This is a genomic window from Mucilaginibacter sp. RCC_168, assembly GCF_041355315.1.
In the GTDB taxonomy this organism is placed as follows: Bacteria; Bacteroidota; Bacteroidia; order Sphingobacteriales; family Sphingobacteriaceae; genus Mucilaginibacter.
Window position 1 is genome coordinate 24,713 of sequence record NZ_JBFUPN010000018.1, and the last position, 25,267, is coordinate 49,979.

The window sequence follows — 25,267 nt, forward strand, 5'->3', positions numbered from 1 at the left end:
ATATACTAAATGAGTACACAACACCCCTGGCACCAGGTTTCTCCTGGCGAAAATATCCCTGAAATTGTTAATGCAATCATCGAGATCCCCAAAGGTTCAAAAGCCAAATATGAAATTGATAAAGATTCAGGTTTATTAAAGCTTGATCGTGTTTTATTTTCTTCGGTAATGTACCCGGCAAACTATGGTTTTATCCCACAAACTTATTGTGATGATAAAGATCCGTTGGACATCCTGGTGTTATGCTCTATTGACGTATTCCCGATGTCGATCATCGAGGCCAAAGTTGTAGGTGTGATGCACATGGTTGATAATGGTGAGCAGGATGATAAGATCATCGCGGTAGCCAAAAATGATATGTCGGTAAATTATATCAACGACTTGAATGAGCTGCCCCCGCATGCCATGACCGAGATCGTTCGTTTCTTTAAAGATTACAAAAAACTGGAAGGTAAAAACGTAACCATCGAGCATTTGCTTGGTGTTCGTTACGCACATAAAGTGATACAAGAAAGTTTGGAATTGTATAAGACTACTTTTCCTGTTACGCAATAATTAATAGATGGACCCCGCGCATTACGAAATAAGCCCCCTTTATTTAATTGCAACCGTGTTACTGGTTTTGCTCAACGGCTTTTTTGTAGCCGCGGAGTTTGCCATGGTAAGGGTACGGGGCTCACAAATTGAAATAAAGGCAAAATCGGGAAGCGGGGTTGCCAAGGTTGCGCGTGGTATATTACATAACTTGGATGGTTACCTGGCTGCAACGCAATTAGGCATTACCATAGCATCACTGGCATTGGGTGTTGTGGGAGAGGAAGTAGCCACTAATATTGTGATCAGGGGCTTTCTGTCCATTGGGATAACGCTTTCCAGTGGTTTTATTACAGCCAGTCATATTTTAGCTTTTACCGCTATTACGGTATTACATATTGTATTTGGTGAGCTTGCTCCCAAATCAATAGCCATTCAAAAATCCGTACGTACCGTGCTGACAGTTTCTCTTCCGCTTAGGTTTTTCTTTGTGTTTTTCAAACCCTTGATATGGTTGTTAAATGGGTTCGCTAATTTTATTTTGAAGCTTTTAGGTATTAATACTTTGGAAGGTGGGGAGGCCCACCATAGTTCCGAGGAATTGCAATATCTGCTTGAACAAGGAAAAGAATCGGGCGCTTTGGATTCAAACGAACATGAGTTGATACAGAACGTGTTTGATTTTAATGAGCGTGTGGTTAAGAACATCATGGTGCCCCGTACAAAAATATCAGGCATTGACATCAGTTCTACCAAAGAGGAATTGCTGGATATGATCATCACCGAGGGATATTCGCGTATGCCTGTTTATGACGATGTGATCGACAAGATCATTGGAATTGTACACGCCAAAGATATTTTACCACTGCTGGCCCGTAATGAGGAGATCGTCCTGAAAAATATTATCCGCAAGCCCTATTTTATTCCTGAAACCAAGAAGATTAACGATCTGATGGCCGAGCTGCAACAAAAACGTATTCAGATAGCCATAGTGCTGGATGAATTTGGCGGCACCGCGGGTATGGTTACGTTGGAGGATATTGTAGAAGAACTGGTGGGTGAGATACAGGACGAGTACGATGAAGAAAAGCCTATTGTTGAAAAAGTGAACGACCGGGAATTTATCGTGAATGCGCTTGCACCTATATATGATGTGAATGAACATTTGCCTCATGATCTTCCGGAAGATGGCGACTTTGATACTGTATCGGGATGGCTGGGAGATATATTCGGTAAGATCCCTGACGTAGGCGAACAAAAGGAATCAAACGGATATAATATTACCGTGTTGCGTAAATCCGATCAAAATATTGAATCAGTTAAGTTAGAGTTGCTGATCAATGAAGAAGATACGGTAGATTTACATTAATAACAAGTATCAAGTAGTTAGTATCAAGTATCAAGATCTTTTAAGCTACCTGAAGCAAATGCAGCTGTCATGATACTTGATACTAACTACTTGATACTAAATAAATGCACCTTTTCTATACACCCGATATAGCACCCTCGCACCCGCAGTATTTTCTTAGTGAAGAAGAAAGCAAGCATGCTATCCGTGTGTTGCGACTGGAGGTGGGAAGCGAAGTTCAGTTAATTGATGGCCGGGGTGGCTTTTACAACGCGGTTATACAGGATGCGCATCCCAAGCGCACTATATTGAGCGTCACTTCGGTTACAACAGATTTCAATAAACGTAACCATTACCTGCATTTGGCAGTAGCCCCTACCAAAAATATAGAACGCCTGGAATGGTTTTTAGAAAAAGCCACTGAGATCGGTATCGATGAGATATCATTGTTCATCAGTCAGCGGTCAGAACGCAAAGAAGCTAAGGTTGATCGTTTAAACAAGATCATTACCGCCGCAATAAAGCAATCCCTCAAAGCTTACCACCCGCTTTTGAATGAACCCGTGAAGCTAAATGAGCTGTTGACACGCCCCTTTAGTGGACAAAAGTTTATAGCCCACTGCGAACCCGGTGAGAAACTTACCCTGCGTAATGAATTACAATTACAGGGCCGCTACCTGGTATTGATAGGCCCCGAAGGTGATTTTACCCCTGCCGAAATTGAAAGCGCTTTGCAAAACGGTTTTAAACCCATAACTTTAGGTGAAAGCCGTCTGCGTACCGAAACGGCAGCGCTTGAAGCCTGTTTTGAGGTGAACTTTTTAAACCGTGTATGAAAACAGCTAAAAATTTTTGTTTTGCAATTGCTGCCGTCATCGTTATGAGCGGTTTTAGTAACCCTGCGTACAAAATTGCACGGCTTAAATATAATGGGGGCGGCGACTGGTACGGCGACCGTACCGCATTGCCTAACCTGATTAAATTTTGCAACGAAAATTTGAAAACGAATTTTGAGACCGATGATGATGTAGTAGAAGTTGGCAGCGCATCCTTATTTAACTATCCCTTTACGTTTATGACCGGTCATGGTAACGTGATATTTACTGATCAGGAGGCACGCAACCTGCGCAAGTATTTAACCGGTGGTGGCTTTTTGCACATCGACGATAATTACGGTTTTGATAAATTTATCCGTCCGCAGATGAAAAAGGTTTTCCCAGAGCTTGATTTTGTAGAATTACCGGTTAATCACCCCATTTATCATCAGAAATATCCCTTTCCAAATGGCCTGCCTAAAATTCATGAACACGATGGTAAGCGGGCGCAGGGTTTCGGTCTTATTTATAAAGGCCGGCTGGTGTGTTTTTATACCTATGAATGCGATTTGGGCAATGGTTGGGAAGATTATGGCACCTATGCCGGCGATACCCAGGAAGCCCGCTTAAAAGCCTTGAAAATGGGCGCAAATCTTATCCAATATATATTTACGCAATAAACCGCCAGATGGTGTTTTGTATAATTGTTATTGACGATAAAATTGATAACTTTATAATGGTTGTTTCCTAAAAACAGCTTTAACTACTTTATTTCTTAAATACCCAAAACGTATGTATCAACTCAAGATAAATAATCGGCATGATATTGAAGTTAGCAGGACCGGTGAGAGCCTGTTGATAAACAATACCAAAATTGAGGCTGATATTAAACATATTGGACAAGGGATATACCACGTTATTGAAAACAACAGATCACACCGTGTAGAAGTGGTTAGTTTTAACAGCTCTGATAAAACTGCCGAGATTAAAATAAATGCCAATACTTATACTATAACCGCCAAAGATCAATTTGATGTATTGTTGGATAAATTGGGTTTAAGTAGTTTGAACAGCGCCCGGGTGAGCGAAATAAAAGCTCCGATGCCGGGCATGGTACTTAAAGTTTTTGTTTCTGAAGGTGACGAAGTCAAGAAGGGCGATAATCTGTTGGTGTTGGAAGCCATGAAAATGGAAAACATCATCAAATCGCCGGCTGGTGTTGCTATAAAAAGCATAAAAGTAAAAGCCGGAGATAAAGTAGAAAAAGGACAAATTCTGATAGGATTTTAATAATCTCACTTACTTTTCGTGCATTATTTGATATGAATTGCAACAAAAGCAACGCTTTTTTGGGATTCTTATTGTTTTTGCGCCCAATTTTTATTAGCTTACTTTTCTTAACTTAATAACTGATCATATGAAGAAAAATCTACTAACAATTTTATTGTTATTTTCTTGTATTACATTTGGTTTAGCACAAAGCCGTGTAATTACAGGTAAAGTAACAGACCAGAAAGACGGTTCGCCCTTACCGGGAGTAAGTGTAACTGTGAAGGGAGCCCAGGGAACAGGCACTCAAACCGGTGTAAATGGAACATACAGCCTTACGGTTCCTGCTACTGCAAAGGTGCTGGTTTTTAGATTTATTGGATTTAAAGAAACCGAACTTCCTATTAATGGAAAGCCGTTAAATGTAAAGCTGGAGTCAGATTCCAAACAACTTACCGAAGTGGTAGTAGTAGGTTATGGTTCACAACAAAGGCAAGCCATAACCGGATCTATCGCTACAGTATCATCAAAAGATATACAGAATACTCCAGTAACCACGCTTGAGCAGGCTATACAGGGTAAAGCTGCAGGTGTAAATATCCAGGCCAATAATGGCAAACTCGGACAGGGTATAAAAATAAGCATCCGTGGTACTGCTTCCATTTCGGCCGGTACACAACCTTTGGTAGTAATTGATGGTATTGTTACCACAAGTAATGATATTTCAACTACAAGCGCTGGTACCGATCCGCTCGCGGATATCAACTTTAATGATGTTGAATCCGTTCAGATCCTGAAAGATGCTTCGGCTACTGCTATATATGGTGCACGGGCATCAAATGGCGTATTACTTATTACCACCAAAAAAGGTAAAGCAGGCGATGCCAAGGTTAACTTTTCGGCTCAATGGGGTACAAGCAATCCTTCGCGCCATCGCGAGTTTTTAAATAGTACACAATGGATGGCTTTAATGGAGCGCGCGGCTGTTGGCGCTGGTAAACTGGACTTTTTAAATCCGGACTTCGGTTATGATAATGTTGAAGATGCCATAGCTGACGAAAAAGCATTTGTGGAAAGCAGGTTTACCCGGTATGCAGCGGGCAGTAAGGATTGGGGAAAAACCAATACCGACTGGGAGAAACAGGCTTTTCAACATGCTCCGCAATCCATTTATGACTTGAACATATCTGGCGGTAACGAAAAAACAACCTATTACATCGGTGGTCAATATCTTGATCAGACAGGTATACTTAAAGGGAATGATTTCACCAGGATGTCGGGCCGTATAAACCTGAATACCAGGGTGTATAAAAACCTGGATGTGGGCATGAATTTAAACTTTACCCACACTTTAAACCAGCGTATTGATAATGATAACTCGTTTGGTACGCCACTACAAATTGTTGCATTATCGCCAATCACGCCTATCATTGATCCAAGAAGTGGTTTAATAAGCGGTACCCCTCCAGGGCAGTCAGGTAATTATCCGGTTTATTATAATCCTTTGATCAATGTTGATAATGCTTATTTTCACACCAATGTTTACCGCACCTTGGGTAATGTATATGGAAACTGGCAGATCCTCAAAAAACTTTCATTCCGGTCGGAATTTGGTGTAGATCAAACTAACCAGAATGAAGATTCTTACTCGGGTACAGCTACTTTGAGAAACACCGGACAGCCAAATGGATTTGGTGAAAATACCCAAACCACTGTGTCGCATTTTACTGTGAACAATTACTTTACCTATAAGGATACTTTTGGGGCAGATAATACCCTGGATGCAACGGCAGGTACAAGTTATGAGTATTATAATAATGCGGGTAACGATATCCAGGGTCAGCAATTTCCTTCAGACGCGTATAAGCAAATTATTGACGCGGCCGTAAAATCCGGAGGTTACTCCAAACGGTCTGAGTATAGTTTTGTGTCCTATTTTGCAAGGGCCAACTATGCTTACAAGAGCAAATACTTGTTAACAGTAAGTGCTACAGCTCAAGGATCTTCCAGATTCAGCGAAAAAAACCGTTATGGTTATTTCCCTGCTGCGTCTGCCGGCTGGGTGCTGAGCCAGGAAGATTTTTTGAAGGACTCCAAAACCTTCAGTAATTTAAAGTTGAAAGCCAGCTATGGTTTAACGGGTAACGGTGATATTGGTAATTATGCTTCATTAGGCTTATTTTATGGCGATGCCGGTTACAATGGCGTACCGGGACAGCGCTTTTACCAACTGGCCAATCCCAACCTGAAATGGGAAACTACAGCACAACTTGATTTGGGTTTGGAAGTGGGATTTTTTAATAACCGTTTAAATGCTACGTTTGATTATTACAACAAAAGTACCCGCGACCTCCTGCTTGATGTGAACGTACCTCAAACATTGGGTATTGCTACGCAGACACAAAATTTGGGTAAGTTATATAACCGGGGTTACGAGATAACCGTATCATCAGACAATTTTGTTGGCAAATTTAAATGGACAACCGCGTTTAACCTGGCTTACAACAAAAATGTGGTTACCAATGTAAATGGCCAAATTATTGGTACAAATGATTTAAACAGGGTAATTGAAGGACAACAGATAGGCGTATTTTATGGACCGGAATATGCAGGTGTAGACCCGGCTAATGGCGATGCCTTGTATTATAAAAATACCAAAGATGCCAACGGCAAAGTAATTGATCGTAGTAAAACCAATAATTACAACGAGGCGTCTGCTGTTGTTTTAGGAAATCCAACCCCAAATGTTACAGGTGGTATAACTAACACCTTTAGCTATGCAGGTTTTGATCTGGCTGTTACCTTTCAGGGCTCATTCGGAAATAAGATCTACAATAGTGGAGGTCAGTACATGAGCGCCAGTGGCAGTAATGGATTTGATAACCAAACCGTTGACCAATTAAAGTATTGGGATAAACCCGGCGATATCACTAATATACCTGAACCACGTTTATTTTATCCTAATGGTACCAGTCCGTCAAGCAGGTACCTGTCTGGCGGTTCATATGTGCGTTGTAAAACGGTTGCTTTTGGCTACAACATCCCTAAAAGTGTGTTGTCAAAAATCAAGCTGGATAGAGCAAAGGTATTTGTTAACGCGTACAATCTGTTCCTGATAACCAAGTATAAAGGCTGGGATCCGGAAGTTAACGCCGATTATCAGGCAAGTACCATCAATCAGGGTGTTGACTTTTACTCGGCTCCGCAACCGCGCACAATTACTTTTGGTGTTAACGTAGGATTGTAATATTTAATAATTGTAGAGATGAAAAAACTTAGATCATATATAAAAATCATTACGGTTGTTAGCGCCATAACCGCATTAACCGCTTGTAAAAAACAGTTAGACTTAAAACCACACGACCAGATAGACGCTACTGATGCTATTACAACAGATAAAGATGTACAAAGTAACCTGATAGGCGCATATAACCGGGCTGGGTTATCATATATTTATGGGGGCGATGTGTTTTTAATGCCCGATCTGATGGCGAGCCAAAGCGTAGTCAAATGGAACGGTACTTTTCAGGCCCTTACCCAAATGGTAAACCAGGCAGTTACTATAAACAATGGTTATGTTGATAATTACTGGTTAGATGCTTACCGGGTAAATAATCAGGCTAATTACGTATTGGCTAATCTGGATAAGGCAACGGCAGCTAATAAAAACTCATATGAAGGCCAAGCCAAATTTTTGCGTGGATTAATGTATTTTGATATGGCCCGCTTATTCGGTAAATCATGGAATGATGGAGACCCTAATGTTAATTTAGCGGTACCGATTGTATTGAAACCAACAACGATTATCGGGGCTGATTCCTATCCATCGCGGTCAACTGTAGCGCAAGTATACGCCCAGGCTATCTCAGACCTTATTACGGCTAAAGCAAAGCTACAAGGAGTAGAAGCAAAAGTTGACGACTTTAACCCTACTTTTTTTGCGAATAGTTATTCTGCCGGGGCTATTCTTGCCCGGATTTATTTGCAGCAAGGACAATATGCAAAAGCTGCTGCCGAAGCAGATACCGTTATACAGAGTGGTAAATACAGCCTGGTTACCAACTACGCTGATGAATTTCCGTTTCCTAACCAAAACGCGGTGCACGTTGACAATACAAAAGAAGATATTTTTGCCATACAGGTAACCGCCCAGCAAGGTGTAAATGACCTGAACACATTTTATGCTTCGTCTGATTATGCTGGCCGTGGTGATATCTCAGTCAGGTCAACTTTCCTCGATGAGTTTGAGGAAGGCGACGGCCGGCTTGCTGTGTATAACGAGGATTCGGGCGGCTCATTGCAGGTTGATAAATTCGACAATTTATACGGCAATGTACACGTAATACGCCTGGCAGAACTATACCTTATACGGGCAGAAGCTAATTTTCGTCTGAACACATCAACAGGCGCCGCACCGGTTGACGATGTCAACGTGATTAGAGCCCGTGCAGGCTTAACCGCACTTTCCTCTGTTGTTCTTGCGGATATCTTAAAAGAGAGACGATTGGAATTGGCTTTTGAAGGTGGTTTCTTTTTGCATGACGCCAAACGTTTGAAACAAAACGTAGGCGCCTTACCTTATAACTCACCAAAACTGGTATTCCCAATACCTTTGGTTGAAATAAATGCCAACAAGAACCTGAAACAAAATGATGGTTATTAATTAACCCAATTTATAAAGCATAATAAAAAAACGGCCTTATAATAGGCCGTTTTTTATTATTTAAAAAGAGAGATTTATCGGGTTATCATACTTGGTTCACGAATAAAAAAATAAAACAAGCAGATTATAGACTCTGATAACCTTTTACCATAGAGATAGTAGTTAGTCGTAATGTTATAAAATGAAATTCAGCGCTACCGACTTTTTCCGAGGTGGAAGCGCTTGAGGATAGGATATTATTTGTTTAATGAATTTATAGTGGTTTACAAACAAAAGATGCCGCTCAGTTATTGAGCGGCATCTTTTGTTTATGAAGTGGCCTGTATGCTTTTTATCTTGATTTAAAAGCTTTTGCTTTTTTAACGCCGTAATGCGGTTTGCCGGTAGGATAAATTTCAGGTGCGCCAACCAGAGTCATCGCACAGCGGAAACCAACTTCGGCACTGGCTTCATCCTGATCCATAAAACGACGGGTAGCCGGATTTAACCAATAAGCCATATCATTCCATGAACCACCCTTATAAACTTTTGAACGGTTGTTAACCAACGTAGTATTTCCGTACAAGGCCAGGTTAACGGTGTCTTTATCGCCTCTAAGATCGGGGTTGAATGCTTTACCTGAATTGCGGACAGCTAATTGTGCATTAGCACTCGCCGCGTTAGCAGCAGCCACACTTCCATTAGCAACCGGAGCCGCCTGTGTTGCATTGGTTGAATCAGGGCGTTGGCCTTGTAAGGCTAAAAGCTCGCTGTATTTTAATTTTCTATTGGCTTTTGCCGGATCTTTGATCGGGCGACCGTATTTGTCCTTAGCGTACAGGCCTTTTGATGGATCGGCTAAACGTTTATTGGTGTATTCGTTACCACGGAAGGGGTTAAAATCATCAAACTCTTCAAATGAGGTTTGGCGATAGGTATCGGCAACCCATTCGTTTACGTTACCGGCCATGTTGTATAAACCAAAATCGTTTGGTGCATATGAACGTACAGGCGCGGTGATATCGGCCTTGTCATTCAGGTAGCCGCCAACACCTGCGTTATCGCCGGCACCACGTTTAAAGTTGGCCATTATTAAACCCCGGGTTTTACTCTTGGCAGAGCGTACACCCAGGCCATTCCATGGGTACATTTTACCGTCGTCGATATTTTCAAACTGGGTGTTACCTGCCAAAGCCAATGCAGCGTATTCCCATTCAGCTTCCGAAGGCAGGCGGTAACCTTGTTTTAATATACCATCTTCCATACGTACAGGCCTTACCGGTTTGCCGTTTTTGCCTGTGCCGGCCTGTGCATTAGGACTCAGGTCTGGCATCATTTTCTTTCCGTCAAAACCAGGTCCTCTTTGCTGTCCGTTAAGGTACATGTCGTTATTGTAAGGTTCTGCTGATGCAGCCGGTTGCCCGTTTTTGCCGCCATTCAAATCCTTCCAGGCTACCATGCGGCCTGATTCACGTAAGATATTCTCGTTGGTGCGGTCGGTACGCCATTGGCAATAGTCCTGCGCCTGATCCCAGGTTACACCCACTACAGGATAGTCCTGAAACGCCGGGTGACGCAGATAGTTATCTACATAAGGTTCATTGTACGATAGGGGCTTGCGCCATACCAGGGTATCGGGCAAAGCATCGTAATATAACTCCCTGTCATTCGGAAAAGTAATAGCCGTCCAATGCAGATAATCGAGCCAATCCTGGTTAGATACCTCGGTTTCATCCATGTAAAAAGATGGGACAGTTACTCTGCGCTTCACATTATTATAGTCGTAAGCAACATCCTGGTCAGCGCTGCCACCCATCACAAAAGTACCGCCTTCAATGGGTACCAGACCAGGCCCTGGTGAGGGATGGGTTTGCCTGAACCGCACATAACCACCATTGTTTTTGTCGTTATAAGTGATCCCGGTTTTTTGCGAAGTTTCGTGTTGTTTACTGCAGCTGCTTACCACGGCACTTACAGCCAACAGCACGAAAGCAGTTTTAGTAAAAAGTATTTTCATATTTTTACGGTTATATTATAGGGTAAATTTAGAAAAAAATGGATATAATGCTACAGCGCATCAACCATTATTCAAAATAATTCAAACTATTATCAGGCATTTGAACGAAAATTTGTTGAAATTAGTTGCACCGGTTTGCTTTTTTTGATGGAGCAATTATTGCAATAGTTCTTTAAAAATGATGAGTGAATTTTGGGCGTACCTGTATATGAATTAAATTATAAAAGCTAAATTGCACCTAATGAAGTTTTCTACCTTTCGTTATTTTGTTTATTCCGTGCTCTTTTTGCTGCCGGTTTCGGCTATTGCACAAACCCCAACCGGTACAAGTACCGATGGCAGCAATATCAGGGCGATACCTGTGCAGGTACCTTTCTTAAATATATCTCCTGATTCGCGCTCAGGCGCTATGGGTGATGCCGGCGTGGCTATTTCGCCAGATGTTAACGCCAATTTCTGGAATCCATCTAAGCTTGCATTTCTGGAGAGTAACGATGCGCTTTCACTATCTTATAGCCCCTGGTTAAGGCATTTGGTGCCCGATATCAGCCTTTCATACCTGAGCTATGCACATAAGTTAAATGATCGTAATACTATAGGAGCGTCTCTGCGTTATTTTAATTACGGTTCGGTACAATTAACGGATGACCAGTCAAATGACCAGGGTACTTATACGCCTAACGAATTTTCGATAGATGGTTCATTCGCCCGTAAATTTGGTGAGAACCTTTCATTGGGATTAACACTTCGGTATATACGCTCAAGCATATCAAGTATATCCTTTGCTCAGGGATCAGGCCAGGTTAACAAACCAGGTAACGCGATTGCTGCAGATGTGTCGTTATATTACAAAAAGCCATACGGCAGCGCCAATCTTTTTGCCTTTGGCGCGCATATATCCAACATCGGTACAAAAATAGGTTACAGTGATGTGGGACCGAAGTACTTTTTACCAACCAATTTAAAACTGGGTGTAGCCAATACCTGGGAGCTGGATGAAACCAATGAACTCACCGCCACTTTTGATATTAATAAGTTATTAGTGCCTACACCACCCATACGTGATGTGAATGGAAATATCATCAAAGGGCATGACGACGATGTATCTGTACCAGCTGGTATCTTCCAGTCATTTGGCGATGCTCCTGGTGGTTTTAGCGAAGAGTTGAAAGAAATTAGCTTTTCTCCGGGTGTTGAATACTGGTATAATCATCAGTTTGCGGTTAGGGCCGGATATTTTTATGAAAACCCGGATAAGGGCGACAGGCACTACCTTACCCTGGGTTTAGGTATGAGGTATAATATTTTTAATTTCGATTTTTCATATCTGGCAGCCAGCCAGCAAAATAGTCCTTTGGCAAATACGCTGCGCTTTACCTTGTCGGCAAATTTTGGTGGAATATCAAACGTGGGCAGAAGATAATGGGTAAGATAAAAGTAGGTTTTGGGTTTGATGTACATCAGTTAAAAGAGCAGCATCCCTTTGTTTTAGGCGGCGTAAAGTTAGAGCACCATTCCGGTGCTTACGGACATTCTGATGCTGACGTATTGTTACACGCTATTTGCGATGCCCTGTTGGGTGCCGCGAACTTACGCGATATCGGTTTTCATTTCTCCAATACCGATAACCGCTGGAAAGGGATCAGCAGTCTGGTGCTGTTGCAGCATGTGGTAGCGCTGATTAAAGAAAAGGGTTTCAGTATTGGTAATATAGATGCCATGGTATGCCTGGAAGCTCCTAAAATAAACCCGCATATACCGGCCATGAAAACCTATATAGCCGAAGCCGCATCCATTAGCGAGGAGGATATATCCATTAAAGCAACCACTAACGAACAAATGGGCTTTATTGGCCGCGAAGAGGGGGTAGTAGCTTACGCGGTTTGCCTTATTGAACGCGATTAGTACTTATATCTATTTAAGCGCGCTCACTGGTATTAGCTCTACTTCTAATATTTTCATTAAACCAGCCCCCTTTATTTCAACCGGCACAATGGTTAAACTATGTGTGCCCGGTTCAAGGGTTACCGTACCTAATGAATGTTCTTTAACTTGTGAGCCTTTGGGTAGGTCACCAATGCTGTCTTTTACTTTAAAATGGCCAATACTTAACTCATAGGAACCTTCATCGACAGTATCTGCCACGTATTTTAAGAGTACCTTATAAGTTGCCGGTTCAATTAATCTGAAGTCCCAGTTTACGGATTGACGGATGTTTTTCCAGCCATCTACATAATAGCTGCTGGTTTTTCCATCCCCAAAACCAAAGCCTTTACCTCCCAGACGCGCGTCAAATGCCAATAAACGATTGGTTGTTTCATGGCTTGCCAATAGGCGCAAAGTATCGGTTTCTATTGGTCCGGAGGTTTCCATTACCAAAACCGTGTTACTGGTATCAGGCGCTTGAGCAGGTAAATGGATAGCCATATCAAGCGGATCGATCCGGGTAAACTTTAACTCTTTTTTATCAGCCAGCTGCCATACTTTATTAATGTTACTTTTTAAACCGCCAACTATTAATTTGCCATTTTGGGGCCAGTTAAATACATGCAGATAAAGCAGGTTGTTTTTTCTTGTTGATACGCCCCAACTTTGATAAGGTAACGGGGTTTTAGTAGTTTGATAGATACTTGCCGAGTTTTTGTTCATCCACCGGCCTATACCCTGCAAACTGGCGGTATCTTCCGGTGCAAATTCTCCATTGCCCATGGGGCCTATATTCATCAGCAGGTTACCTCCGCGTGAAGCTGCTTTGGCTAATAAGCGGATAAAAAAACTAACAGGTTTATGGCTCTTATCAAATTTCGAATAACCGTATGATTCATTGGTTGTAGGGATGGCTTCCCAGTCGCCGGTGGCCGGAAAAAACTCTGCAGGGCGATCGCCGGTATTTTTATAATCACCCATCTGTAAATTGCCACTGCCCCGTGCCAGCCGTCCGTTCACTACAATATTAGGGTCGGTTTCACGGATAGCTTTCAGAATGCGGATGTTTTCTGATAGCGGTAGTTTTTGCGGGGTATCAAACCACAATATATCCGGATGATATTTGGTGATGAGTTCTTTTATCTGAGGGATGGCCTTTTTATTTACATAATTAACCGCTTTAGGTAATAACTCCGGGTGCACATCATACCAATCGCGCCCGCCGAATAAATTCAGATCGCCTCCCGGGTTTTGGTAATCCCAATCGTTGCCCGGTGCGTCAGGATGCTCCCAGTCAAAAGCATGCGAATAATAAAAGCCGAACTTAATACCATATTTTTTACATGCTGCTGCCAGATCAACCATAGGGTCGTGTTTCCAGGCGGTTTGTTTAACCACGTTGTAGTCGGATACCTGCGAATTGTACATGGCAAAGCCATCATGGTGTTTAGCCGTAATAATCAGATACCGCATACCCGCATATTTGGCGGCCTGTACCCATTTATCGGCATTAAATTTTACAGGATTAAACCGGTGTGCCAGTTCCAGGTAGGCTGAACGTGGTATTTTTGCCTTACGCATCAGGTGTTCGGCATAACCGCCGGTATTTTTGCCATCCCACTCCCCGGCTGGTAAGGAGTATATACCCCAATGTATAAACATTCCAAAACGGGCATTGCGCCACCAGTTTAACCGGGCATCCCGGGTTTTCATGGATGCAGGCCACCAGCTATGCATAGCCTCGTCAATAGCTTTTTGATCACGTGTTTTAACATGGTTGGCCATGGTTTTATCCTCATCGCCTTTATCTTGCGCAGTGGTTGTTAACGCGGATATACTAAAACATAAAATCAACAAGTACGAGAACCATGAATGGGCTATTGCAGGTGTTTTACTGGTCATCGGTTAAAAATTGGTACCGACCAATATCGCTTAATTTTTAACCGGTTTAGTGGCAAAATTGAGCATAACTATAAACTCAATTGACATAATGATCTCCTTTGGGCTATTTATATGATCGTATGGCCGTAATAACTTTAACGGAGGCGTCATTGGGAAGGGAAAAGTAAGAGCCTCACCCAACCCTCCCAAAGAGAGATTGCCCATGGAAAGGCGAAGTTGAAACTTACAAGGTTAAAAACAAGTCGCATAGCCTACTCACCCGGTCTGCGCTTCGCTGGACCACCCTCTCTGCGGCTTTGCCGCAAAGAGGGGAAAGAAAAAAGAGAAATCCCCTCTTTGCCCAAAGGGCAGAGAGGGGTGACGAGCGCAGCGACGTCGGGGTGAGTCGATAGATGCTTAATTTTCGCTTTATGCCTTTTCATAGGCTGTTCCTCTCCAAAGAGGGGACTTTTCCCAATATACTTTTAAACCTGATTTTCCTTTTCTTTCTCCACCTTTACGTTACCCGTACGTTTAAGTACACCCCAGCCGCTAAGCTCACCTTTCAGCGCTTTTCTGATAGATTTAAATAACACATAATACATCAGCTGGCGCCACATAAAGCGTTGTGGGATAATGTAAATGAGTTTGCGGTAATCCTCTTTTTCCATACGGAAGGCGATGATGCCCACAATAAAATCGATCAAAACAAAGGCTACATAGTAGAACAGCATTTTCTCGGGCTTGGCGCCAAAAAGAGCAAATATCATCATCAGATCGGCCAGTGGCGAAAACAGCGGCAATATGATCTGGAAGATCAAAATATTTGGCATGCCCACCATTCCGAAGAACTTATACTTTTTGTTAAACAGCGCGTCGCGGTTTTTCCAGAAGCTTTGTATTACGCCAAAGCTCCAGCGGAAACGCTGTTTCAATAACATACCTACCGTTTCTGGCGCTTCGGTATAGGCAATCGCATCGGCGCAATTTTTTACTATATACCCTTGTTTTAATATGCGCATGGTGAGGTCGCAATCCTCGGCAAGGGTATCATAGGTAAAGCCGCCTGCTTTAAAGATGGCTGATTTGCGGAATGCCCCAATTGCACCGGGTACCACCGTAATACTATTAATGAGATCAAATGCCCGGCGATCCATATTTTGAGCTGTAATATACTCTATGGATTGCCAGCGGGTAATGATATTGGTTTCGTTACCTACTTTTACAGTACCTGCAACCGCGCCTATCTCTTCATCAGTAAAATAGGTCATTAAATGATAAATAGCATCTGTTTTTAGCTGTGTATCAGCATCAATACAAACTACATAATCGCTTTGGGCATGAGTAATGCCATAGTTAAGGGCCGATGCTTTACCTCCATTGGGCTTGGTTAATATTTTCACCAGCGGATTGCCGGCATAGGCAGAATTAACCACTTCGAATGTTTTATCCTTTGATCCGTCATCCACAAAAATGATCTCGAATGAGGGATATTCAGTTTTTAATAAGCTTTGGATGGTAGCAACAGCATTTACCTCTTCATTATAGGCCGGCACAATGATGCTCACGGGTGGTAATGGGAAATTGTCGCCACGTGCCTTTATCATCTTTTTATTTTCACCATGCTGTCTTACAGCCAGTACGCCAATTAAAACAATACGACCAATAGCAAGGAAAATAGCCGATAGGAATATATAAATGAGTACCCAGTTGATATAGTAATAACCATGCACCGCGGCATCATATACCGGCCCAAAAATACCGGTGTGCGGATCGTTTGGAATAGGCGGCATCAAATCGGCTTTGGTTTTGCCCAGCACATCGGCAATGGTAGTAAACTGGTAACCGTGCGATTTAAAGAAATGGATAATTTCGGGCAATGCTTTTACCGTTTCTTCGCGGGTATCGCCACCAGCATCATGCAGTAATATCATTGATCCGTTGTCTTTTTGCCTGATGGTGCGGGCAATAATACTGTCGGCTGTTACACCAGGCTGCCAATCCCAGGGGTCAATAGATTCGCCAATGGTGATATAACTTTGTCTGCGGCTTTCTGCAACCGGGATAACCTCAGCCAGCGTTTGCGGCTCAGCATCGGCATTAAATGGCGGTCTGAACAGGATGGTGCTTCGCCCGGTTATAGATTCAATGAGCTTACGGGTGGAGTTAAGCTCTAAAATAACACGGTCAAGACTGATGGTTGAAATATCGGGATGGAAGAAGGTATGGTTGCCAATTTCATAACCCTCCTCATACTCGCGCCGTACTAACTGCATGTTCTTTTCGGCCATAGCGCCTACAACAAAGAAAGCCGCAGGAACATTTTCTTTTTTGAGGATATCTAAAATACGCGGCGTAAAATCCGGATCAGGGCCATCATCAAAAGTTAAAACTACTTTTTTGGGTGCATAGCCGTAACGGCGTATCACATATTTGGTAGGCAGTTTAATATACTGTTGATTGGTTATTGTAAAGTTGCTGGTGTCCAGTTTTACATCTATCTGACCGGTAGTAGGGGAGGTGATCAAGTCAAGTACTTCCCCTTCTCCGTCATAGTCAACATTGACGCGGTTATTTAAGCCTACTGTGGTTAATTTTTTCAGATCGATGCCTGTTTTTCTTAAAGAATCGATCGAAAGGTTTTTTTGGAAATATGACCATAAACGTGGATCCTCGGATCCCAGACGCCATAAGGCCACACCGCCGGTAGCCCAATCATCGGCCATGCGGATCACATTAAAATTGGTGGCGGCATCGGTAAAATAAATGGTATGGTCAAGACTATCCTGGTCTACATAATTAAAATGCAGGTTGGCAGACAGGGGATCAAAAATGATCTTGCTTTGTTTTTCCTGCGCGGTACTGATGGCTTGCTGGTAACCTATGGCGTGGCCAACACTCTTTTCGGGCCAGTCATATCCGCCGGCAGCAAAAGTTAAAATAACCTTTTCGCTGGGTATCTGGCTGCAAACGTCATCCAGTATCTGCTCAACCCAATGCTGGTTTGACAGGTCGCCGGCATTGGTAGCATCATAATGCTCATCAATAGCCATCACAAACAAAAAGTCGTTATAATGCTGTAACTTTTTTAGGTCATAAGCTTCATCATCGGCAATTACATTCTGGGTTACCAGAAAGTTTTTAGCGTGCAATGCTTTATAAAGCTCCTGTAAAAAAGTAAGGTACTCTTTGCTGTTGCGGTCTTTAATTTCATTAAAATCGACATTAATACCCTGAAACTTATTTTTGGTAAGGCTGTGGATAACACTGTTAATAAAACCGGTACGGAGTTTTTTGCTTTTGATGATCCGCTCAACATCTTTAGTATCAAAACCACCGCTTACGTTGTTATAATTAACGTAGTTGGATAGCATGATCAATACAGGTTTATTAAACTTTTTATTAATACGGGTAAGCCCGGTATCAATTTTAGTAATTACGGTATCAACTTTGGGAGCTATGGAAAAACCTTCACTTACAACCATATCCAGGTGACCCAGATTAGTGATCAGTGAGTTATAGGCCTGCGGATCCCAGGCCAGGTAAAAGGCCGCGTTAATACGGTCTTTATTATTGGGGTGTTTAAGCTGGTGCAAACGCCGGGTTCGCTCCATGGCCTCAATCTCGGATTTTTGTATATTGAAGTACTTGAACTTGGTTGACCTTTTTAACTGGTCAAGTTCTTCTTTCGACATTTTTTTTGGTGCCGGGTTCAGGTTTGGCAGATCAGGGTAATAGGTAGATTTAATGGTAACTATAACGGCTATTATCCCAATAACGAGTACTGCAAGAAGTATGCGGCTGAGCCACTTGAATTTATTCCATCTACCTGGCGAATCGGCTTGAAAAACTTGCTTATTTGAAGACATTAAGTGAGTTTACTTCTAAATTTAAAAGTACGGGTTACAAATGAAGATTTTATGAATGGTATTGTTGATTATTTATGCGTTTTCCCTGATTCGATACCTGAAAAATCAACCCCACATTTACAATTACCACCACATCCCTTTTTTGCGGTTATACTCTTATACATCATACGACCGATATAAAAGATTGCGCCGGCAAAAAGAATAATTACTATAATGGTTTGAATATTCATGTCACAAAAATACTACATTTTTAATATATACCCTATTATACGTATAGACGTTCCGGTTAGTATAAAGTTTAACGCTGCATAAAGGCAATTGTTCCGCCTACCCAGTCAAAATCCTTGTTATAGCGTACACCTATCATTTTTCCGCGGCTTAATCTGGCCAGATTAATGGCCAGTGTGGGTTTAGCATCACCATCTGGCCATAAATACAGCAGGCGTATCTCGGCCTTTACGCCACCATCCGGAGCCTGTATCACCGGTTCATAGTTTACCTTTTGCTGTAGTATCCAGTTTTCAGGATCAGTAATGTTTTTGATGTCATCCGGCTTAACGTCAATGATGACTCCCTGGCCGGCGAAAGAAAACAGGGGTTTAAGTACATAATTCTCCAGGTCGGCAGGTATTTGAGTTATCTCGTGTAAAAATTGTGTTTTGGGAATATAATCGCCATGCAGGTAAGGCATGGTAAACTTACTGATGCGGTAAAACCAGTTGGGGTGTGTTATCCACTCCACATCAAGCGGCTGGCGTATGTCAACTACCTTGTCAAAGGTATGGTCATCACTGTCAATCTCATCAAATATGAGCCGGTTGTAAATACGCTTGATGCGTTTTTTGTCGCCATTTGCCTCATAAAAGAGCTGATCGCCCTGTTGCTGCAGGTCACTCAGCGAAATAACAGGAATGCCCAGGTATCGCTGGGTGATATAAAAGTCGACCGAAGTTTTTTGTTCGGGAGCGTTTACATCCATCAATACCACCTCATAGGGTTGGTAGGGGCCGAGGATGGTTTTTCTTAGTAAATCAAGATAGGATTCTTGATCAAGGCCGTTAAAATAGATGGTTTTATCAGTATCAATATCAAAAGCTTCGCGATAGGTGTTACCCAAATGAACCTGGAAACCATACAAGGAGGGAAAGCCCTGCAGTTCGATCAGCTTGGGCACTATGCTGCCATCCGCATCCTTACAAACCCCAAAATCAAGGGCGATAAAATGAGGATGAGTATTTTCATTAGGCAGGCGCCATTTAGGAGGGATGGAGCGCTCCGTAAGTTCCTTAAAACCAGGCTGCAAAATGGTAGCGATAATGCCCTCGCCAGCGGCTACCAGTTTATCGCGAAAATCATCGGTCAGGAAAACTGGTGTTTCGGCCACGCGAAAAAGTACAGGATTGCGCAAGCCATCATTAAGGCAGGTTAAAAAGGTCCCATACTTTTCTGTCGTAAAATGCTGGTTAAAAATTGCTCTGGCTGATGGATCCATAGGTATAGGGTATAAAACAAACTTAACTATTTAAGGAGCAAGGAACAAAGATTTTTAGAGTGAGGTTGGGAGAGCAAGAAGGACGGATTTTGGAAAAAGGATTTTTGGAGCAAGGATTAAGGACTTTTGGAATAAGGATAAATAGTTCCCAGTTATAGTCTCTTTAGGAGACCCGTAAAGGACTTAAGCTTAACAAAATGTGGGTTTACACTGTTTTCTGGCAAAATGAAATCTGATTGTCAATTATATAAATAAATTTTAACCATAAAAAGTGTAAACCATGTAAATCCACTTTGTAACAAGATGGCCCGCCCGTTGAGGGATTATGGTTTATTCCAAAAGTCTTTAATCCTTGCTCTAAAAGTCCTTGCTCTTTGCTCCATTCACCAAAAATCCTTTCTCCTTTTCCCTCAATTTTTCATTAATTTGCTTTGTCAATTAAAACCTGGCAATACTATTTAATGCAAAAAAATAAAAAGAAGATCGCGGTTGTTGGCGGAGGGAGCTGGGCTACAGCCAATATTAAAATGCTGGCTGATAATACTACAGAAAAGGAAATTTTTTGGTGGATGCGGAATGTACAGGCGGTTGAGCATCTGCATAAATTCGGGCATAATCCACATTATTTAAGTTCGGTTGAAATTAAATTGCCCAGGCAAAACATCTCGGTTAATCTGAAAGAGATCATACAGCATGCAGATATTATTTTGCTTAATGTACCGGCAGCATTTTTAAAAGACGCCTTAACCGGAATAGCACCTGCCGACCTGGCGGGGAAAAAAATAGTATCGGCCATAAAAGGAATTGTGCCCGATGAAAACCTGATCATTGGCGACTTTTTGAATCAAAAAATGGATATTTCGTTTGATGATTTTATGGTGATCAGCGGCCCTTGCCACGCGGAAGAAGTAGCCCTTGAAAAACTGTCATACCTCACCATCGCGTCAGGCGATACTGAACTGGCTACTGAGTTTGCAGGGATGATCAACACCCGTTACATCAAAACCATCGTATCCGATGATATATATGGTACGGAATATGGAGCAGTGTTAAAAAACGTTTACGCTATTGCAAGTGGCATTTGTCATGGTGTGGGTTATGGCGATAATTTTCAGGCGGTGCTCATATCAAACGCCATACGTGAGCTGGAACGCTTTGTTGACGTGGTACATCCCATCAACAGGGATATCAAGGAATCGGCGTATCTGGGCGATCTGTTGGTTACAGCTTATTCGCAATTTAGCCGTAACCGAACTTTTGGCAACATGATAGGTAAAGGATATACGGTAACATCGGCCCAGTTAGAGATGAATATGATAGCTGAAGGATATTATGCAGTAAATTGCCTACATGAGGTGAATAAACAATACAATGTAGATATGCCTATATGTGATGCCGTTTATGCCATTTTATATCGGAAAAGCCCCCCCGCATTGGAAATGAAGAACTTGGCCGAAAAATTGAGTTGATTATTTATTATATTAGTGATAAACTTAATTACCGTTCCTTATGAAAAATCTATTCAAAATCGCGTTACTTGCTGTGTGTACATTTGTAATATCACCAGCCTTTTCACAAACTAAAACAAAAACAAAAAAGGATACCAGCTTCTTTAAAAAAGTTGGTGACAAAACAGGTAAAGTTGCTACATCAGTTGGGCATAAAACAGCCGAAATTGTATCCAAAGGTGCAGCGGGTGTAGCTGATAAAAAATATGCCGACAAAGTGGGACCAGGTGGACAAACCATTTACATTGACAAAAACTCTCACTACTTTTATGTAAATAAAAAAGGGAAACATGTTTATGTTAGCAAAGCCAAATTGAAAGATAAACCTGTTGAGAAAAAGTAACAAACCAGGCAAAGTAGCACAGGGTATAAAAATTAAATATGAAACATAAAGCTTTATTGATCCCGGCAGTTGGATTGATGCTATTGATTTTTGCCTGTAATAGGGCTCCTGAGCACCCGGTTAACAAAAAACTGGTAGGCAAATGGCAATCAAAAGATGGTGAAACCAAGCTTGAAATAACTGATAAAGGATTTACGATGGACGATGGTAAACCTGTTACGGAAGACTATTTTGTAACGAATGATACCATTTTTACATCGTACCAGGGCAGCAGGCCGTTTACCAAATTCCTGATCAAAAACCTGGATGATCATAAGCTCACCCTGTTTTACCCCGACTCTGACGTGGTTGAGTTTAGTCGTTAAAGAAGAGGCAAGAGATAAGAATCAAGATACAAGAAAATAAAAATATAGTTTTTGCCTTGTTCGGCTCGATTCTTACCGCTAAAAACAAAAGCCTTCATGCTGCTGATGCGGCTGAAGGCTTTGTTAACAAAACTAAACTAAAACTAATGCTTCTTTACCAGAGAAGCCATGAAAAACTATTTTCTTTTTAGAATCAAGAAGTAATAGTCAAGAATCAAGACAAGCTTCGCTATATAAAATAACAGGTCAGTGTCTTGACTCTTGATTCTGATCTCTTGACTCTTTAAATTAGAATCTTCTGCGACGTTCCGGACGGTCTTCACGGCTTTTGCCAGAGAAATCACGGAAACCACCACCGGTGCTGCTTCTTTCGTTGCTGCCACGATGACCACCGCCTTCACGACGTTCGCCACCACGGTAACCACCACCGCCCTCACGGCGCTCGCCACCACGATAGCCACCTTCGCGGCGTTCGCCACCACCACGGTATCCACCGCCGCTGCTGCGATTATCACTGGTGCCTTCGCCAGATATTTCTATCCTAACCGGGCGTCCTTTATATTCTATTTCTTTATAAGCGGTCATTACTTTTTCTACATCCTCATGCGGAACTTCGAAAAATGAATAAACGCCTTTTACATCAATTTTACCTACGGTACGACCGCTTATTTTGGTAGTGTTGCAGATGTAACCCAGCAAATCGCCGCGGTTAAATTCATCAACAGAACCTAAGTTTATAAATAAACGGGTGTAAGCTGATTTGCCACCTGGAGCGCGTTCGCCACGATCCTCGCGGATACGGCCTTCTTCAACGCTCGCGTTCAAGTCTGGGGCGTTTTTGTAATAATCCAGGAAGCGGTTAAACTCGATAGAAGCAAAACGTTTGATAAAGTCCTCTTTGCTGATATCTTTAAACTCTTCGATGATACGTGGCAGGTATTGTTCAATCTGCTCCTCGTTAACGGTAACGTTATGTACTTTATGTACAATGGAGAACAATTGTTTTTCGCAAACGTCAAAACCTGTAGGGATCTCGGCTTTTGAAAACTTTTTACCAATTACACGCTCAATCTGGCGTATTTTGCCTAACTCTTTACCATTAACAATAGAGATGGATACACCTGTTTTACCGGCACGGGCTGTACGACCGCTACGGTGGGTATAGTTCTCGATCTCGTCTGGTAACGAATAGTTGATTACGTGGGTAACATCATTAACGTCGATACCACGGGCGGCAACGTCTGTAGCTATTAATAGCTGCAGGTTACGCTCACGATAGCGTTTCATTACCTTATCACGTTGTTGTTGTGACAAGTCGCCGTGTAAAGAATCGGCATTGTAACCGTCTTTGATCAGCGCTTCTGCAATGTCCTGGGTCTCGATCTTGGTGCGGCAAAAAACGATACCAAAAATATCGGGGTTAAAGTCAACAATACGTTTAAACGCGGCATACTTGTCACGGGCACGTACTATATAGTACTCGTGCTCAATGTTGGCATTGCCGGTGTTTTTGGTGCCCATAGTAAGCTCAAACGGATTCTCCATGTATTTTTTGGCGATCCGCCTAACTTCGGCAGGCATGGTGGCTGAGAACAGCCAGGTTTTTTTCTCGTCGGGCGTGGTAGATAAGATATTATCAATGTCTTCCTGAAAGCCCATGTTGAGCATTTCATCAGCTTCATCCAATACTACGAATTTTACCTGCGAAAAATCTATCGCCTTGCGGTTGATGATATCAAGCATACGGCCTGGTGTGGCCACAACGATCTGTACACCGCGTTTAATCTGGCGTAACTGATCAGAAATACTTGCACCACCATACACAGCAACAACGTGTACGTTGTTCATTTGCTTGGCGTAATTTTTAATGTCGTTCGTGATCTGTAAACAAAGTTCACGTGTGGGGCATAAAACAAGTGCCTGTGGATGATTTTCTTCGAAATCCAACAGCTCTAATAATGGTAGGCCAAAGGCAGCAGTCTTACCGGTCCCGGTTTGGGCTAATCCGACAAAATCGTTGCTGCCTGTTAACAATACCGGAATTGACTGTTCCTGGATTGGCGTTGGGTTTTCAAACCCTAACTCAGAGATGGCATTAACAATATCATGACGGATTCCCAGTTGAATAAATGGGTTCATGAATTAAAATAACGAATTTGGCAACATCGCCAAATCGGGCGCAAAGATAGAGTTTATATTTTTTAAAAACAATAGCTTGTTGAATTTTTAAAAATATGGTAACTTTTTGATAATTTGAGAGTTAGATAGCAATGGCGTAATGGAGTGGCTTGCTAATTGAATTTCAATTTGTCAGTCAATTTTTTTTATGTAGGTTTAAAGCCGTTAATTAAGCTGAAATGAACGATCTGGAGTTATATTTTAATAATAATGATAAGCGGGTAATATATAAATGGGCCCATTACTTTGATGTTTATGAACGGCATTTTAGTAAGTACCGCGGCAAAGATATTGTGATTTTGGAAATAGGAACCCTGCATGGCGGCAGCTTGCAGATGTGGAAAAACTATTTTGGCGATAAAGCAAAAATTTATGGCATGGATATTAACCCGGCCTGTAAAGCGGTTGAGGAAGAAAATATTAAAGTGCTGATAGGTTCACAAACAGACCGTCAATTTTTAAGACAAGTGAAGAAGGAGATCCCACCGATCGATATTTTAATTGACGATGGGGGGCATACCATGTTACAGCAAATTGTTTCGTACGAAGAGCTTTTTGATCATGTTAAACCCGATGGTGTATATCTGTGCGAGGATGTACACACTTCTTACTGGCTGAAATATGGAGGCGGACATAAAAGACGCGGTAGCTTTATTGAATACTCAAAAAACTTCATTGACCAATTAAATGCTTACCATTCGGTCGAAAGATCATTGCCGGTTAGCTCCTTCACACGTTCGGTAAATTCGGTACATTATTATGATTCGATTGTAGTAGTGGAAAAACGCCCAACACCACAGCCCACATCATCACAAACCGGAACCATCAAAACTCCGCCGATGAACCTGGAGGCACATGGTATGGCAAAAGTTAAAAAGAATCTGAGATACCGCTTAAAGCATATAGCCAATGTGGTAACAGCATTTTTTAAACTGCCATTCAAAAAAGGAAGCTTTGACTATTCTTAATGGAGAGTAAGGAGTCTTAGATTAAAGATAGAAGGGAACAAAGAGTAAGGATTTTTAGATTAAGGACAAAAAAATCCTTGCTCCTTGCTCCAAAAATCCTTGTTCCCCAAAA

Annotated in this window: 19 protein-coding genes; 13 read left to right on the forward strand and 6 right to left on the reverse strand. The window is 42.1% G+C overall.

Features of this window, described 5'->3' with window-relative positions; all coding sequences use genetic code 11:
* Window positions 1–9 precede the first annotated feature (9 nt).
* The 7 genes from AB6735_RS17580 to AB6735_RS17610 all read left to right on the forward strand — a co-directional run bounded on the left by AB6735_RS17580 (window position 10) and on the right by AB6735_RS17610 (window position 8,629).
* Window positions 10–555, forward strand: a complete 546-nt coding sequence (locus tag AB6735_RS17580; RefSeq protein WP_370997112.1) for an inorganic diphosphatase — start codon at window positions 10–12, stop codon at window positions 553–555.
* A gap of 7 nt (window positions 556–562) precedes the next feature.
* On the forward strand, window positions 563–1,903 hold the full coding sequence (locus tag AB6735_RS17585; protein WP_370997113.1) for a hemolysin family protein: 1,341 nt from the start codon (window positions 563–565) through the stop codon (window positions 1,901–1,903).
* A 104-nt stretch (window positions 1,904–2,007) separates the two neighbouring features.
* Window positions 2,008–2,718 carry a 16S rRNA (uracil(1498)-N(3))-methyltransferase gene (locus tag AB6735_RS17590; RefSeq protein WP_370997114.1) on the forward strand — a complete coding sequence of 237 codons (711 nt, stop codon included), beginning with the start codon at window positions 2,008–2,010 and terminating at the stop codon, window positions 2,716–2,718.
* A 44-nt stretch (window positions 2,719–2,762) separates the two neighbouring features.
* Window positions 2,763–3,377: a DUF4159 domain-containing protein gene (locus AB6735_RS17595; protein ID WP_370997281.1), complete on the forward strand. Its 615-nt coding sequence runs from the start codon at window positions 2,763–2,765 to the stop codon at window positions 3,375–3,377.
* Window positions 3,378–3,489: 112 nt separating this feature from the next.
* Window positions 3,490–3,987 (forward strand): biotin/lipoyl-containing protein, encoded by a 498-nt coding sequence (locus AB6735_RS17600; protein WP_370997115.1) that lies wholly within the window; start codon window positions 3,490–3,492, stop codon window positions 3,985–3,987.
* Between the two features lie 127 nt (window positions 3,988–4,114).
* Window positions 4,115–7,213, forward strand: coding sequence for a SusC/RagA family TonB-linked outer membrane protein (locus AB6735_RS17605; RefSeq protein WP_370997116.1), 3,099 nt, complete (start codon window positions 4,115–4,117; stop codon window positions 7,211–7,213).
* 18 nt (window positions 7,214–7,231) lie between these two features.
* Window positions 7,232–8,629 carry a RagB/SusD family nutrient uptake outer membrane protein gene (locus tag AB6735_RS17610; RefSeq protein WP_370997117.1) on the forward strand — a complete coding sequence of 466 codons (1,398 nt, stop codon included), beginning with the start codon at window positions 7,232–7,234 and terminating at the stop codon, window positions 8,627–8,629.
* A gap of 331 nt (window positions 8,630–8,960) precedes the next feature.
* Here AB6735_RS17610 and AB6735_RS17615 read toward each other — a convergent pair whose 3' ends face one another.
* Window positions 8,961–10,625: an SUMF1/EgtB/PvdO family nonheme iron enzyme gene (locus tag AB6735_RS17615; RefSeq protein ID WP_370997118.1), complete on the reverse strand. Its 1,665-nt coding sequence runs from the start codon at window positions 10,623–10,625 to the stop codon at window positions 8,961–8,963.
* A 241-nt stretch (window positions 10,626–10,866) separates the two neighbouring features.
* Between AB6735_RS17615 and porV the strand changes: the two genes are divergently transcribed.
* Both porV and ispF read left to right on the forward strand, forming a co-directional pair.
* Entirely contained in the window at window positions 10,867–12,048 is a 1,182-nt protein-coding gene (gene porV, locus AB6735_RS17620; protein WP_370997119.1) for a type IX secretion system outer membrane channel protein PorV, read from the forward strand.
* Window positions 12,048–12,530 carry a 2-C-methyl-D-erythritol 2,4-cyclodiphosphate synthase gene (ispF, locus tag AB6735_RS17625; protein WP_166091114.1) on the forward strand — a complete coding sequence of 161 codons (483 nt, stop codon included), beginning with the start codon at window positions 12,048–12,050 and terminating at the stop codon, window positions 12,528–12,530. The genes porV and ispF overlap by 1 nt, the downstream gene beginning before the upstream one ends.
* A gap of 9 nt (window positions 12,531–12,539) precedes the next feature.
* Here the strand turns inward: ispF and AB6735_RS17630 are convergent, their stop codons facing one another.
* The 4 genes from AB6735_RS17630 to AB6735_RS17645 all read right to left on the reverse strand — a co-directional run bounded on the left by AB6735_RS17630 (window position 12,540) and on the right by AB6735_RS17645 (window position 19,793).
* Window positions 12,540–14,453 carry an alpha-L-fucosidase gene (locus AB6735_RS17630; RefSeq protein WP_370997120.1) on the reverse strand — a complete coding sequence of 638 codons (1,914 nt, stop codon included), beginning with the start codon at window positions 14,451–14,453 and terminating at the stop codon, window positions 12,540–12,542.
* 464 nt (window positions 14,454–14,917) lie between these two features.
* A complete protein-coding gene (locus AB6735_RS17635; protein ID WP_370997122.1) occupies window positions 14,918–18,301 on the reverse strand; it encodes a glycosyltransferase in 3,384 nt (1,127 codons plus the stop codon).
* 68 nt (window positions 18,302–18,369) lie between these two features.
* On the reverse strand, window positions 18,370–18,531 hold the full coding sequence (locus tag AB6735_RS17640) for a FeoB-associated Cys-rich membrane protein (protein ID WP_370997123.1): 162 nt from the start codon (window positions 18,529–18,531) through the stop codon (window positions 18,370–18,372).
* 68 nt (window positions 18,532–18,599) lie between these two features.
* Window positions 18,600–19,793 carry a hypothetical protein gene (locus AB6735_RS17645; RefSeq protein WP_370997124.1) on the reverse strand — a complete coding sequence of 398 codons (1,194 nt, stop codon included), beginning with the start codon at window positions 19,791–19,793 and terminating at the stop codon, window positions 18,600–18,602.
* Window positions 19,794–20,254: 461 nt separating this feature from the next.
* On the opposite strand from AB6735_RS17645, the gene AB6735_RS17650 reads away from it, so the two are divergent.
* From AB6735_RS17650 to AB6735_RS17660, 3 genes are read left to right on the forward strand one after another with little or no spacing between them, the layout of a single operon-like run.
* Window positions 20,255–21,262: an NAD(P)H-dependent glycerol-3-phosphate dehydrogenase gene (locus AB6735_RS17650; protein WP_370997125.1), complete on the forward strand. Its 1,008-nt coding sequence runs from the start codon at window positions 20,255–20,257 to the stop codon at window positions 21,260–21,262.
* A 40-nt stretch (window positions 21,263–21,302) separates the two neighbouring features.
* On the forward strand, window positions 21,303–21,644 hold the full coding sequence (locus AB6735_RS17655) for a hypothetical protein (protein WP_370997127.1): 342 nt from the start codon (window positions 21,303–21,305) through the stop codon (window positions 21,642–21,644).
* A gap of 38 nt (window positions 21,645–21,682) precedes the next feature.
* Window positions 21,683–22,009 carry a hypothetical protein gene (locus tag AB6735_RS17660; protein WP_370997128.1) on the forward strand — a complete coding sequence of 109 codons (327 nt, stop codon included), beginning with the start codon at window positions 21,683–21,685 and terminating at the stop codon, window positions 22,007–22,009.
* Window positions 22,010–22,297: 288 nt separating this feature from the next.
* Here the strand turns inward: AB6735_RS17660 and AB6735_RS17665 are convergent, their stop codons facing one another.
* Entirely contained in the window at window positions 22,298–24,148 is a 1,851-nt protein-coding gene (locus AB6735_RS17665) for a DEAD/DEAH box helicase (RefSeq protein WP_370997129.1), read from the reverse strand.
* 218 nt (window positions 24,149–24,366) lie between these two features.
* Between AB6735_RS17665 and AB6735_RS17670 the strand changes: the two genes are divergently transcribed.
* Window positions 24,367–25,155: a class I SAM-dependent methyltransferase gene (locus tag AB6735_RS17670; protein WP_370997130.1), complete on the forward strand. Its 789-nt coding sequence runs from the start codon at window positions 24,367–24,369 to the stop codon at window positions 25,153–25,155.
* Window positions 25,156–25,267 lie beyond the last annotated feature (112 nt).

What these genes read in the sequence shown, in the direction of transcription:
- AB6735_RS17580 (WP_370997112.1), top strand. Translation starts at nt 10, where the DNA reads ATGAGTACACAACACCCCTGGCACCAGGTTTCTCCTGGCGAAAATATC.
- AB6735_RS17585 (WP_370997113.1), top strand. Translation starts at nt 563, where the DNA reads ATGGACCCCGCGCATTACGAAATAAGCCCCCTTTATTTAATTGCAACC.
- AB6735_RS17590 (WP_370997114.1), top strand. Translation starts at nt 2,008, where the DNA reads ATGCACCTTTTCTATACACCCGATATAGCACCCTCGCACCCGCAGTAT.
- AB6735_RS17595 (WP_370997281.1), top strand. Translation starts at nt 2,763, where the DNA reads ATGAGCGGTTTTAGTAACCCTGCGTACAAAATTGCACGGCTTAAATAT.
- AB6735_RS17600 (WP_370997115.1), top strand. Translation starts at nt 3,490, where the DNA reads ATGTATCAACTCAAGATAAATAATCGGCATGATATTGAAGTTAGCAGG.
- AB6735_RS17605 (WP_370997116.1), top strand. Translation starts at nt 4,115, where the DNA reads ATGAAGAAAAATCTACTAACAATTTTATTGTTATTTTCTTGTATTACA.
- AB6735_RS17610 (WP_370997117.1), top strand. Translation starts at nt 7,232, where the DNA reads ATGAAAAAACTTAGATCATATATAAAAATCATTACGGTTGTTAGCGCC.
- AB6735_RS17615 (WP_370997118.1), bottom strand. Translation starts at nt 10,625, where the DNA reads ATGAAAATACTTTTTACTAAAACTGCTTTCGTGCTGTTGGCTGTAAGT.
- porV (WP_370997119.1), top strand. Translation starts at nt 10,867, where the DNA reads ATGAAGTTTTCTACCTTTCGTTATTTTGTTTATTCCGTGCTCTTTTTG.
- ispF (WP_166091114.1), top strand. Translation starts at nt 12,048, where the DNA reads ATGGGTAAGATAAAAGTAGGTTTTGGGTTTGATGTACATCAGTTAAAA.
- AB6735_RS17630 (WP_370997120.1), bottom strand. Translation starts at nt 14,453, where the DNA reads ATGACCAGTAAAACACCTGCAATAGCCCATTCATGGTTCTCGTACTTG.
- AB6735_RS17635 (WP_370997122.1), bottom strand. Translation starts at nt 18,301, where the DNA reads ATGTCTTCAAATAAGCAAGTTTTTCAAGCCGATTCGCCAGGTAGATGG.
- AB6735_RS17640 (WP_370997123.1), bottom strand. Translation starts at nt 18,531, where the DNA reads ATGAATATTCAAACCATTATAGTAATTATTCTTTTTGCCGGCGCAATC.
- AB6735_RS17645 (WP_370997124.1), bottom strand. Translation starts at nt 19,793, where the DNA reads ATGGATCCATCAGCCAGAGCAATTTTTAACCAGCATTTTACGACAGAA.
- AB6735_RS17650 (WP_370997125.1), top strand. Translation starts at nt 20,255, where the DNA reads ATGCAAAAAAATAAAAAGAAGATCGCGGTTGTTGGCGGAGGGAGCTGG.
- AB6735_RS17655 (WP_370997127.1), top strand. Translation starts at nt 21,303, where the DNA reads ATGAAAAATCTATTCAAAATCGCGTTACTTGCTGTGTGTACATTTGTA.
- AB6735_RS17660 (WP_370997128.1), top strand. Translation starts at nt 21,683, where the DNA reads ATGAAACATAAAGCTTTATTGATCCCGGCAGTTGGATTGATGCTATTG.
- AB6735_RS17665 (WP_370997129.1), bottom strand. Translation starts at nt 24,148, where the DNA reads ATGAACCCATTTATTCAACTGGGAATCCGTCATGATATTGTTAATGCC.
- AB6735_RS17670 (WP_370997130.1), top strand. Translation starts at nt 24,367, where the DNA reads ATGAACGATCTGGAGTTATATTTTAATAATAATGATAAGCGGGTAATA.